At 38.3% G+C, this 11,849-nt stretch carries 10 protein-coding genes; all 10 read right to left on the reverse strand.

Features of this window, described 5'->3' with window-relative positions; genetic code table 11:
* Nucleotides 1–78 precede the first annotated feature (78 nt).
* The 10 genes from DWZ63_RS02235 to DWZ63_RS02280 all read right to left on the reverse strand — a co-directional run bounded on the left by DWZ63_RS02235 (nucleotide 79) and on the right by DWZ63_RS02280 (nucleotide 11,837).
* Nucleotides 79–612 (reverse strand): Gx transporter family protein, encoded by a 534-nt coding sequence (locus DWZ63_RS02235; RefSeq protein ID WP_055942361.1) that lies wholly within the window; start codon nucleotides 610–612, stop codon nucleotides 79–81.
* Between the two features lie 14 nt (nucleotides 613–626).
* The gene (locus tag DWZ63_RS02240; RefSeq protein ID WP_182431420.1) at nucleotides 627–2,669 is read right to left on the reverse strand and encodes an HD-GYP domain-containing protein; all 2,043 of its coding nucleotides are present in this window, start codon (nucleotides 2,667–2,669) and stop codon (nucleotides 627–629) included.
* Between the two features lie 242 nt (nucleotides 2,670–2,911).
* Nucleotides 2,912–4,999 carry a polyribonucleotide nucleotidyltransferase gene (locus DWZ63_RS02245; protein WP_243020457.1) on the reverse strand — a complete coding sequence of 696 codons (2,088 nt, stop codon included), beginning with the start codon at nucleotides 4,997–4,999 and terminating at the stop codon, nucleotides 2,912–2,914.
* A gap of 390 nt (nucleotides 5,000–5,389) precedes the next feature.
* A complete protein-coding gene (gene rpsO / locus DWZ63_RS02250) occupies nucleotides 5,390–5,656 on the reverse strand; it encodes a 30S ribosomal protein S15 (RefSeq protein ID WP_022014990.1) in 267 nt (88 codons plus the stop codon).
* A 175-nt stretch (nucleotides 5,657–5,831) separates the two neighbouring features.
* On the reverse strand, nucleotides 5,832–7,133 hold the full coding sequence (locus DWZ63_RS02255) for a trypsin-like peptidase domain-containing protein (RefSeq protein WP_182431421.1): 1,302 nt from the start codon (nucleotides 7,131–7,133) through the stop codon (nucleotides 5,832–5,834).
* A 157-nt stretch (nucleotides 7,134–7,290) separates the two neighbouring features.
* A complete protein-coding gene (locus DWZ63_RS02260; RefSeq protein ID WP_022014988.1) occupies nucleotides 7,291–7,893 on the reverse strand; it encodes a 5-formyltetrahydrofolate cyclo-ligase in 603 nt (200 codons plus the stop codon).
* A gap of 78 nt (nucleotides 7,894–7,971) precedes the next feature.
* Nucleotides 7,972–8,190, reverse strand: coding sequence for a DUF896 domain-containing protein (locus tag DWZ63_RS02265; RefSeq protein ID WP_022014987.1), 219 nt, complete (start codon nucleotides 8,188–8,190; stop codon nucleotides 7,972–7,974).
* Between the two features lie 2 nt (nucleotides 8,191–8,192).
* Nucleotides 8,193–9,869 (reverse strand): FAD-dependent protein, encoded by a 1,677-nt coding sequence (locus tag DWZ63_RS02270; RefSeq protein ID WP_243020458.1) that lies wholly within the window; start codon nucleotides 9,867–9,869, stop codon nucleotides 8,193–8,195.
* Entirely contained in the window at nucleotides 9,866–11,185 is a 1,320-nt protein-coding gene (locus DWZ63_RS02275; RefSeq protein ID WP_118498561.1) for an aminoacetone oxidase family FAD-binding enzyme, read from the reverse strand. Before DWZ63_RS02275 ends, DWZ63_RS02270 begins: the two co-directional genes overlap by 4 nt.
* Nucleotides 11,142–11,837, reverse strand: coding sequence for a BofC C-terminal domain-containing protein (locus DWZ63_RS02280; RefSeq protein WP_055942387.1), 696 nt, complete (start codon nucleotides 11,835–11,837; stop codon nucleotides 11,142–11,144). The genes DWZ63_RS02275 and DWZ63_RS02280 overlap by 44 nt, the downstream gene beginning before the upstream one ends.
* Between the last annotated feature and the right edge of the window lie 12 nt (nucleotides 11,838–11,849).

An 11,849-nucleotide genomic window follows, 5' to 3' on the forward strand; every position in this document is an offset into this window, starting at 1 on the left:
ACATATTCATGGAATAATTTTTTCACGCCTCTTCTGCCATACTTTTTTATATCTCTCATATGCTTCTCATTCCGCCTGTCAGGTTTGCGAACGAATAACAAATCCAATCCTCTTTATCAGAAGCCCCCCTGCTATGCCGACGATTACCCCTGCAACAGTTCCGGATATTATAAGTGCAGGTAGATAATATATTAGCAATTTTGTCTTAAGAACGAGCATAGCTACTATTATCTGACCCGTATTATGACTCACACCACCTGCCACACTCACTCCGTTCACGGAAAAAATATCTGCTTTTTTTAAAATAAACATTACAAAAAAGCTCAGCATACCGCCCGCAAAACTATACATAAGACTTGCAAGACTTCCGAATGTAAATCCGACAAGTATTATCCTGACGATTGCTATGCCAAAAGCTGTAAACGGACCATACACATACATGGCAAAAATAACGACTATATTTGAAAATCCTGCTTTTATTCCCGGAATACCGATGTTTATAGGTATCATTGATTCTATATAGCTTAGCACAAATGCAAGTGCTATCATAAGCCCTATGCCTGAAATCTTCTTTGTACCAAGTCTTTTATGGCGGTTTTCTTTTTGCCTCATATCAATCCTCACTTCTACACTGCCACATCTGTACTGTCATTCTCAAAAACATAGTTTGCACACATATACTCAGGTATATAGAACAACAGGCAATTATCATCATTTGTATGATAAAATACTATTCTCATCTTATCACATTTGTATGACATAAATTCGTCACTTACTTTTACCGGAACACCATATTCGTTTATCAATGCATCTAAAACACTTCCCACTTTATCTCTCTTTAACAGAAAGACTCCAAGATTGACAAAACCCTTAAAAAAGTAATAATAAATCTTGTCCACACATTCATCAGAGGAAGATTGGGCAAAAATAAGGCTTTCGGTCTTGTTTTCATATGCAATTATAAGTGGTTTTTCCACAAGAAATCTTCCATTGTTAAATGTCTCTCCCCAATCATACCCCATAAACGAATCTTTATTACATAATTCTACTTTATCATTGTTTTTACTTGAAACTGCATAAGACTCGTCCATCTCTTTTTTATATTTTCCATAAAAATCAACAGCAATGCTGACAGCCTTGTCCATAAGGCTGTCAGAACCGTGTTTTTGAGTCACCTGAACAGGCGGAATCCATGTGTCAGGTGCCATATGTTCGATAAACACATCTGCAATATGTTCATCAAACTCTGTTCCCCTGCCATTGTATATGATGTCCATTGCCTTATCTGTTTTCCATGCTTCTTTATATTGTCTTTTACTTGTAAGAGCATCATAAACATCTGCTATTTTAATAATCTTGGCGAGCAGATTTATCTCATCACCTTTTACTCCGTCAGGATAACCATAGCCGTCAATCCTCTCATGATGATGTCTTACACCCGCTACTATATTGTCACTCATACCAACTTCCTGAAGCATCTCAGCTCCACGCACGGTATGATTTTTCATCTGTTCAAAATCACTTCTTGTAAAAACACTTGGCTTATTAAGCACATAATCCGATACACCTATTTTGCCTATATCGTGCATGAGTGAAGCAAACTCAAGATCAAACATCTGTCTCTTGTCAAGTCCAAGCCATGTTCCAAGATCCCTTGACAACTCGGCAACCCTCTGTGAATGACCTGCTGTAACAGGGTCTTTTGCATCTATAACGGAAATCATCAAAGACAACATTGAAAAATAAATTCTCTGATGTTCATCTCTCTCATGTTTCGCCCTGAAATAAATATACATAGAAAATAACATTGTCGAGATATGCGATGCCCTCTGAACACCAAGTTTTCGTTCAAGACCTATGACCGTGTAAACCAATTCTTCTGAATTTTTGTCGATAACCGGCATTGGTATAAAAGCAAGATAAGATACTCCCCTGAAAAGTTTTGTCCTTGTCTGTACAACCGTTGTCGTGCTTGACTTTTCTCTGCCAAACAACTGTGTTTCCACAAACTTTTTGTTTCTGTGATTTTCATCTGAAAGTTTTTTAAGCAACCCTGAGCTGTTTGTCATTGCCGGATGTATCAGTTCTGCCGATAACGACTTTTCTATCTGCTTTTTATTGTTCAAAAGATAATTAGCATATGTAGTCTCTGATTCCATATTTACTATATTTCTAACAAACTTTACTACTGCACCTATAGGCAGATTTTTCGTATTATATCTATATACAATAAATTTTATAATACTGAGTATTACATATGTAAATCCTGAAAAAGACAAAATCTCCACAACCGGAATATAAAGGACACTCTTAAATATAAACCACCACTGTACAACCATAATCATAAGCAGGCCTGACAACGCTACAAATACTCCTTTTCTTGTGCGAAGCTGAACTGCAGTACAGCCTGCCATAAAGACAGCCAGTGCAACAGCAACCGCCTTTATATTAAATGGAAGTAACGGTATAACCTTTACTTCCGTACCTGCAATAATAACCTTTTGGTTTATAATACTAATTATACTTCCATTGCCATAAACTCCTGTCACAAACCGGTCATAAATTATATCTCTATTTCCAACAATTATAACTGCCACCACTGACATAATCGTACACAGTAAAACACCCGCATACAATTTTACCGAATCCCTTTTTTCAATCGACTTCATGCACCTTTGACTCCTATCGTATTTATTTTCTCCTATTATCCCTCTTTTTTCTCCCATTAATTACATATTACATCTATTGAGCTAAAATGTCGAGTATTTTTTGGAAGTTTTGGAAAAAGCACCCGGCATTTATGCAACAAAAATTATCATCTATATAATATACTGAAAAAAGAGATTCTGATATTATCAAAATCTCTTTTTTGCTTTTTATTCCGCTTTTAATTTAAAAACATTGTTCCTAATCATCTCACATCCTTGATGCTAAAGCTCATTCTGCCCATCTTGTCTTTTCCAAGGCAGATAACCTTAACATGATCACCTAATGTAAGAACATCTTCAATATGGTCGATTCTCTCTTTTGCAATTTTTGAAATATGAACCATGCCCTCTTTTCCCGGTGCAAATTCAATAAATGCTCCAAATTCTTTGATATTGATAACTTCTCCTTCAAGAATCTGTCCTTCATAGAAATCTGTCGTGATGACTTCGATAAGTCGTTTAGCCTCAGCCATCTTTTCAGCATCCTCACCACAAATAGATACATTACCGTCATCAGTAATATCAATCTTTACATCTGTGCGCTCTATAAGTGCATTTATAGTCTTTCCTCTCTGACCTACTACATCACCAATCTTCTGAGGATCAATCTGCATCTGGATAATCTTTGGTGCATATTTTCCAACTTCCTTACGAGGCTCGGAAATAGCCGGTTTCATACAAGTATCCATTATAAAAAGTCTTGCCTCACGGCATCTTGCGATAGCACCCTCTACGATAGGTCTTGTAAGACCGTGAATCTTAATATCCATCTGAATAGCTGTGATACCCTCTGTAGTACCTGTAACCTTAAAGTCCATATCTCCGAAGAAATCTTCAAGTCCCTGAATATCCGTAAGAAGTACGAAATCATCATCTGTCTCGCCGGTAACAAGACCACATGAAATACCTGCTACCATTTTCTTAATAGGTACACCTGCTGCCATAAGTGACATACAAGATGCACATGTTGAAGCCATTGATGTTGAACCGTTTGACTCAAAAGTCTCAGATACACTTCTGATAGCATATGGAAATTCCTCTTCGCTAGGCAGAACCGGTAAAAGTGCTTTCTCAGCAAGTGCACCATGTCCGATTTCACGGCGTCCCGGTCCTCTGCTCGGCTTTGTCTCTCCTACTGAATATGAAGGGAAGTTGTAATGGTGCATATATCTCTTTTCAGTAACATTAGGATCAAGTCCGTCAACTTTCTGCTTCTCAGAGAGTGGTGCAAGTGTTGTGATATTACAAATCTGTGTCTGTCCACGGGTAAACATTGCAGAACCGTGAACTCTAGGTATAAGGTCTACCTCTGCCGAAAGCGGACGAATCTGTGTAATCTCACGACCGTCAGGACGCTTATGATCCTTTAATATCATCTTACGTACTGTCTTTTTCTGATACTGATATACAGCTTCAGGCAAAATTTCAAGCCACTCCTCATTCTCAGCAAATGCTTCTTCAAGTTTTTCTGTTACCTGACGCACATTTTCTTCACGAGTCTGCTTATCATCTGAGAATACGGCAACTTCCATCTCTTCAGGAGGAACAATCTTTTTAATCTCATCAAACATTTCCTCAGGAATAGCACAGCTTGTATATTCATGCTTTGGCTTTCCTACTTCTTCAACCATCTTGTCTATAAACGCAATGATAGTCTGGTTTACATCATGGCATTTGTAGATGGCTTCTATCATCTTGTCCTCAGGAAGCTCTTTTGCTCCTGCTTCTATCATGATAACCTTTTCTCTTGTTGATGCAACTGTAAGCTTAAGTTCTCCACTGTCCCATACTTCCTGACTTGGATTTACAATAAACTCACCGTTTACCATACCAAGCTGTGTTGTAGCACATGGTCCATAAAATGGAATATCTGAAATAGATGTAGCTATAGCTGAACCAATCATCGCTACAAGTTCCGGACGGCACTCAGGGTCAACTGAAAGTACAAGATTGTTAAGAGAACAGTCATTTCTATAATCCTTTGGAAAGAGCGGACGCATAGGTCTGTCGATGACACGTGCGGTAAGAACTGCATTCTCTGATGCCTTTCCCTCACGCTTATTAAATCCTCCCGGAATTTTTCCAACTGAATACATTTTTTCTTCAAATTCTACTGAAAGTGGGAAGAAATCAATTCCCTCCCTAGGTTTTTCTGATGCCGTAGCTGTACAAAGTACAGTAGTATCACCATAGTGCATTAAAGCTGCACCGTTTGCCTGTTTAGCAACTCTCCCAACCTCTACCGTGAGAGTTCTGCCAGCAAGTTCCATGGAAAATGATTTATATGCCATGAAAATCTCCTTTCTCTACAATGCAAAACATTACCATAACACGAGGTATGCCCTGCCGATTTTATTTTATGTAGGCCCTTGTCCCGAAACAACTGAAAAATATATCTTAACACTCATTGAAAAATTTACTGTTTTTATATAAAATCTTTCATATAACAAAAAAAGATATACTTTTCAGCAGTCTCGGCTCCAGCCCACACAACATCTGTATAAGTATATCATTTTATTTTAATATTTGCAAGTTTATTTATTTTTCTGTATTTACAGCGACACATTAATCTTATCTTATGCAGCCAAAGTACAAAAACGCCATCAGCATTATTTATCCAAACAACACTGATGGCATTTTATGTTATGCTGTAATCTCCAGCATATTGATACCTAAACAGATTATTTTCTTAAACCTAATTTAGCAATAAGTTCACGATAAGCTTCGATATCTTTTTTCTTTAAGTAAGCAAGAAGATTTCTTCTCTGACCTACCATCTTAAGAAGACCGCGTCTTGAATGATGATCCTTCTTATTCTCTTTTAAATGCTCGTTAAGCTCAACGATACGTGCTGTTAAAAGAGCTACCTGTACCTCTGGAGAACCTGTATCCTCTGGTGTACGTCCGTAAGTTTTGATAATCTCTGCTTTCTTTTCTTTGCTAATCATAATTGACCTCCTGTCCCTCTACGGGGTATTTGATAATATTTCACCTGACACTAAGAATAGGACGGAGCGACCTTATACTGAGTGCCGGTAGTTTCATGCCGCAATTCAGATAAATCTGAACACAACTATTGTAGTTTAACATATTATCATATGCTTGTAAATATATTTTTTTCTTTTAGTTAAAGAATGAACCTCCATTCCGGCTGTTCTGACCGCTGTTACTGTCTGAACCATTATTTGTGCTGCCATTATCTGAATCAGAATTTCCCTCTGATGAACTGCTGTCTGTCGTTTCCTGTGGTGCATCTGATTTTCTGCCAAGTGTAACAGTAACCTTAACCTCTTTATACTCACCATTATCAGCTCTCTTTACGGTAATCTCCACTTTGTCTCCTGCCTTTGAGCGACTCATCTTCTCCTGCAGACCTTCCATAGTTGTTACATCTTTTCCTTTATATTTAACGACAACATCACCTTTTTTGATGCCTGCTTTTTCTGCCGGAGAACCACTTGTCACGCTTGATACATAAATTCCCTCCGGAAGATTGTAATACTGTGCGTATTCTGATGATACATCAGTTCCTTTTATTCCAAGATAAGCCTGTTCATCTTCTGATACAGTCTGGGATTTCACAATATCATTGATGATAGGTATTGCAGTATTGATAGGTATTGCAAACCCCATACCCTCAACTGATGTATCTGCATATTTTGATGAATTTATGCCGATGACTGCCCCTGTTGAATCAACAAGTGCTCCACCGCTGTTTCCCGGGTTAATAGCTGCATCCGTCTGGAGAAGCTTCATGTTAGTATCTTCACTTGATACTTCCCTGTCTTTTGCACTTATATAACCTACTGTTACAGATGTCCCATATCCAAGAGCATTTCCTATTGCGATAGCCTGTGCTCCAACTTTTGTCTTGCTTGAATCTCCAAGTGTCGCAACTTTTATATTTCTCAATGTATCTGCTGAAAGTTTTGATACCGGCACCTCAACAACTGCAAGGTCTGAGTCTGAATCAGTTCCCTTTACGACAGCAGAATAAACACTCTTGTCATTAAATGTAACAGATACACTGTTTGCATCAGCAACAACATGATTGTTTGTTGCAATATAGATATTTTTGCTGTCCTGTGCAACAATTATTCCCGAACCGCTTCCACTCGCATCCTGTTTGTATGTCCTTCCGAATACATCTGTAGAAGTTTCCGTCGTCTTTACATCAATGGCTACTATTGACGGAAGTACATTTTCAGAGATGCCTGAAACTCCGTCAGAACTACTTGTCTTTGTAGATGTTGATGAAAGTGTCTTTGTATTGTCGATACTCTTTGTCGTTGAACTTGTGCTCTCTACTGCCGACTTATTTAAATACTTGTTTGAAATATAAGTCGTTCCCTCAAAACTCATTCCACCTATAAGTCCAAATACTGCTGCATATGTTGTTATCTTTAAAAAATTATTTTTACGCATATAAATCTCTCCTCTCACACTCATGTATCTTTATTGTTACTTTTTGTTTGTGTCTGTTTCTTTATTACAAGTACAATAATACAATCAAAATTTGTTTAGTTTGTGTATTGATTGTGTTCAAATTGTGATTAATTATAAAAAAGAGATTATATTTATATCAATAATAAGCCCTATCAGTCACCGTCATATCTACTTTCACATCATTTTCTTCCATCTTGATAGTGTCGTATTTCTGCATCTGGAAATCATAACATATACCTATCTTCAAAAAATCATCCGCACCATACCGGTTCAGATATTTATCATAAAAGCCACCGCCATAGCCTGCTCTGCCACGCTCTATATCAAAGGCAAGCCCCGGAAGTATCATGACAACATTTTCTGCCGGATTTAATCTTTCAAAATATTCCACATCTTTTACATTTACTAACCTGTGGTTATTCGGTTCTAATATTCCCATATTGCTTTTTTTAAGTTCATCAAGTGAGTCTATCTCAAAAAATTCCATCTCTGTGCCTAACACTTTCGGTACCGCAATATGTATATCTTTCTTATCTTTCAGACTCAGAAGATATTTTATTATTTCTTTTGTATCTGTTTCCGTTCCATATGATACGTAAATGTAAAACCATTTTTTATCTTTGAAGCGGCTGAGGGTTGTCAGGTTTTCAAATATCTTTTCATCTCTTATCTTTCGTTCCTCTGCGGTCATTTCCCTGCGCAGTCTTTTCATTTCTTTTCTTAAAACAGATTTTTCCATAGTTGTTATATCTTTTCCTTTATAATTTACGATGGTATCATCTTTTTTGATGCCTGCTTTTCACCTGAGAATCACATTTTAATGCAATTTCTTTCTTCTTTTCTTCATGTCAACCACTGTTCCGTCGGGATTAACTACTGTTATCCCCTCAAGCTGGCTCGTAAGATTTCCTCTTACAGATGCAATATAATCTTTTCTGAGCTGCTTCTGCTCCGCAAGTTCTTCTTCATTAAGTCCCTCAGCCTTAGATTTGTGGTATAACTCGTTTATCCTCTTTATCTTTTCATCCATTGTCATTGCTATTTTCCTCCTGTTATCTTTATTGCTGTCTTTATTCCATCCATCGCCGCAGAAGTAATACCGCCTGCATATCCTGCTCCTTCACCGCACGGATACAATCCTTTTATATTAGACTGCATGGTGTCGTCTCTTACTATCTTTACCGGAGAAGATGTTCTGCTCTCAATACCTAAAAGCAATGTATCATCCCTGCTGTAACCATTTATCTTCTTTTCAAATGCAGTTATTCCCTCCTCAATGGAATCTGCAACTTCTCCCGGAAGAATTTCCCTCACATTTGCAAATGCTGTCTCACCCTTTGTCTGAGGTCTGACATTGCCAAACTCTTTACTTACAACATTTTTCTTAAAGTCACCAAAAAGTTGAACCGGTATCTTTCCGCCTGCCGCATCAAATGCTTTCTTTTCCCATTTTCTCTGAAACCTCATTCCTGCAAGTGCGTCTGTGCCGTCAAAGTCCTCAACTCCTACAGTCACGACGATGGCACTGTTGGCATTTATGCCGTCTCTCAGATAATCGCTCATACCATTTACGGCAAGCATACCTTTTTCGGATGAGGCATTTACGACATAGCCTCCGGGACACATACAAAATGAATATACTCCCCTGCCGTCTTTCGTCTGGTGCGTAAGTTTATAATCTGCCGTAGGAAGTGCCTTGTAAAGTTCGCCGTACTGGTTTCTTCCTATCATTTCCTGCGAATGTTCAACCCTGACACCTATCGCAAATGATTTTGGCTGCATCTTGACACCGCTTTCATTAAGGCTTAAAAATGTATCTCTTGCACTGTGGCCTATCGCAAGTATAAGCCTGTCACATTCTATAACCTCCGCTTTACCTAAAAATCTGTCAGTAACATTTATAGATTCAAGTTTTTTGCTATCACCATTGCCTGTATTTTTTATATTTAATGAGTCTAATCTTACACCAAATCTCACCTCGCCGCCAAGTCTTTCTATTTCAAGCCGCATATGTTTCACAACATCGGCGAGTTTATCTGTCCCGATATGCGGTTTTTGAAGATAGAGTATCTCGGCAGGTGCACCAAATTTTACAAATGTCTCAAGCACTCTGCGGTTATAGCCGAACTTGTCTTTTACCATAGTATTTAACTTTCCATCCGAAAATGTTCCTGCACCGCCCTCGCCAAATGACACATTACTCTCAGTATCAAGTTCACCTGTTTTCCAAAAATGCTCAACTGATTTCTTTCTGCTGTCAACATCAAGTCCACGCTCAATTACAAGTGGCTTGTAACCGCTTAATGCAAGTTCATATGCCGCAAACAGTCCTGCCGGTCCAAAGCCGGCTATGACTATCTTTTCAGATGTATCTTTTTCTGCCGCAGCTTCACATTTTGCTGTATAGTTTTCTTTTTTTTCACTCTTTATCGTCACATCATTTTTCTTATAACGGCTCAAGACCCTTTTTTCATTGTCTGTAAAAAAATCAACCTGATAGATAAAAAATATCTGTTCTTTTTTTCTCGCATCCACCGATTTTTTGAGCACCGTAAATTCTTTTATGTCACTCTGTTTTATTTTCAGCTTTTTTTCTATATACCTCTTTATAACGGCAGTCTCACCGGCCGATATTATTCCTTTTTTTAAATCCTGTTTTGAAGCCTCCGCCATAACTTTTTCAACAGGTATCTTCAACTGACCTATATGTATCACTTCTGTTTTCCTCCTGCCGCACTCTTTCCTGCAATATATCCGCTGCTCCAAGCCCATTGGAGATTGTAACCGCCGCATATGCCGTCAACATCAACTATCTCACCGGCAAGATACAATCCGTCACAGACTTTTGAACTCATATCCTCAAAATCCATCTCACTTTTGCTGACACCGCCTGATGTTACCTGTGCATTGTCAAATCCCGCCGTTTCGCTTACATCTGCTCTGAAACACTTTACTGCCGCACATATATTTTGGCACTGTCTGCCCGTAAGTTCATTTAGTAATGTCCTGCTACCTATACCACATTTTAATAAAACGGCATCTGTAAGTTTATTGTTCATAATACCCTCAAGTATATATGAAGTTTCAAGCTTTGGATGGCACCGTTTTCTTCTCAAAAGCTCTTCGTACAATTCTTCCGCACTAAATTCCGGCAGGAAATCAACTTCGATATATGGTCTTTTTGACATTTCAAGCTCCCTTGAAATATATCTGCTGACCTGAAACACCGGGATTCCGGATATTCCTGAAGCGACAAGCTGCAATTCGCCTTTGTCATGTGCAAGCAGCTTTTTATCTTCATCATATGCTTTTATAATGCCTTTTACTCTCACACCTGCCCAGAGTTTCGTGTATTTTTCTTTGAGTTTAAACCATGTCAGTGCCGGAACAGGAGTAACTACCGTGTGTCCAAGCTTTGCTAATATCCCAAAGCACTTTCCGTCACTCCCGTGGCACTTCGCAGCCATGCCACCCGCCGTCACGATAATCTTTTTAGCCAGATATTTATCTTTTGTTGTCTTTACGATAAAGCCAGTATTTTTTCCTGTCGCACTTGTCTTTTGCTCTATATCAGTTACTTCCTCCTCGAAGTGTATCTCAGCTTTATCAAGCTTTCTCCCAAGACAATTTCTAAGTGAAACAGCCTGCATTGACATTGGATATACATAGCCGTCTTTCTCCTCAGGATAAACTCCTGCTTCCTTAAAAAATGAGATGGTTCTTTTCTCATCAAATCTTCTGAGAAGTTTCCAGACATCGTCACTCCCTGTCACGTGATAAAACTCAGGCTGCTGTTTTAGATTTGTAAAATTACATCTTCCATTTCCGGTGGCAAGGATTTTTTTGCCAAGCATTGCCATCTTTTCAATAACCATCACTCTGCCACCCTGCTCTATTGCTGATGCGGCAGCCATCATCCCCGCTGCTCCACCGCCTATTATCAAAATCGGAACACTCCTCATTTTTATCTCCATTTCCTTAATATTGTCAGGATGAATAGTTCTCCAAAATGCCGTACAATTCATCTTCATCTTTTACTTCAACGCCCTTTTTAAGAGCATTTCTCTCTTTTTTGTCAAGTCTTGAGGTTTTTATCCCCGTATAGTCAAAAATTGTTTTCTTATCTCCATAATATACAACAACTTCACCGTCAATGGCAATAAGATAATACTTATACTTTATCTTTGTCTGGTCATATATCTTCTTTATGACAAGCCTGTCACTTGAAAAACTGACAACTCCCATACTTTGCAATCCTGCAAGAAACTCATCCGCCGACATATTGTTCATATAGTCATGGCAATATGCCTCCACCTGTTCTTTGTTCATTCCGACAAGTTTTTCAGGAAGATTTCTGTACTCTGCACTTGAAATATCTTTTGCAGAATCATATTTTTCTACCTGATAAATCGTCTGCACGGTAAGTTTATCATTATTTTTAGTACCCGCCGTCACACTTTCAGACCCACTACTGTCCTTAATCTTGTTATAATACTGTTTAACTTTTGCATCCGTATAATCTTTCATCTGACTTGTGATATATGTTTCCGACTTCTGCGACATTTTTTCAAGCTTTTTTACTGCTGACCTGTAACTTATAAAATTTGATGCAGCTATCACTATTAAAAATCCACATATAAGTCCTGCTTTTCTCACATACGAACCATTAAAATCTCTGCTCATATAAACACCACA

Source organism: Clostridium sp. AF34-13 (assembly GCF_003477845.1).
Taxonomy (GTDB): domain Bacteria; phylum Bacillota; class Clostridia; order Lachnospirales; family Lachnospiraceae; genus Butyribacter; species Butyribacter intestini.

Excerpts from the sequence above, each read along its gene's own strand:
- DWZ63_RS02235 (WP_055942361.1), bottom strand. The coding sequence starts at position 612 with ATGAGGCAAAAAGAAAACCGCCATAAAAGACTTGGTACAAAGAAGATT.
- DWZ63_RS02240 (WP_182431420.1), bottom strand. The coding sequence starts at position 2,669 with ATGAAGTCGATTGAAAAAAGGGATTCGGTAAAATTGTATGCGGGTGTT.
- DWZ63_RS02245 (WP_243020457.1), bottom strand. The coding sequence starts at position 4,999 with ATGGCATATAAATCATTTTCCATGGAACTTGCTGGCAGAACTCTCACG.
- rpsO (WP_022014990.1), bottom strand. The coding sequence starts at position 5,656 with ATGATTAGCAAAGAAAAGAAAGCAGAGATTATCAAAACTTACGGACGT.
- DWZ63_RS02255 (WP_182431421.1), bottom strand. The coding sequence starts at position 7,133 with ATGCGTAAAAATAATTTTTTAAAGATAACAACATATGCAGCAGTATTT.
- DWZ63_RS02260 (WP_022014988.1), bottom strand. The coding sequence starts at position 7,893 with ATGGAAAAATCTGTTTTAAGAAAAGAAATGAAAAGACTGCGCAGGGAA.
- DWZ63_RS02265 (WP_022014987.1), bottom strand. The coding sequence starts at position 8,190 with ATGACAATGGATGAAAAGATAAAGAGGATAAACGAGTTATACCACAAA.
- DWZ63_RS02275 (WP_118498561.1), bottom strand. The coding sequence starts at position 11,185 with ATGAAGATGAATTGTACGGCATTTTGGAGAACTATTCATCCTGACAAT.
- DWZ63_RS02280 (WP_055942387.1), bottom strand. The coding sequence starts at position 11,837 with ATGAGCAGAGATTTTAATGGTTCGTATGTGAGAAAAGCAGGACTTATA.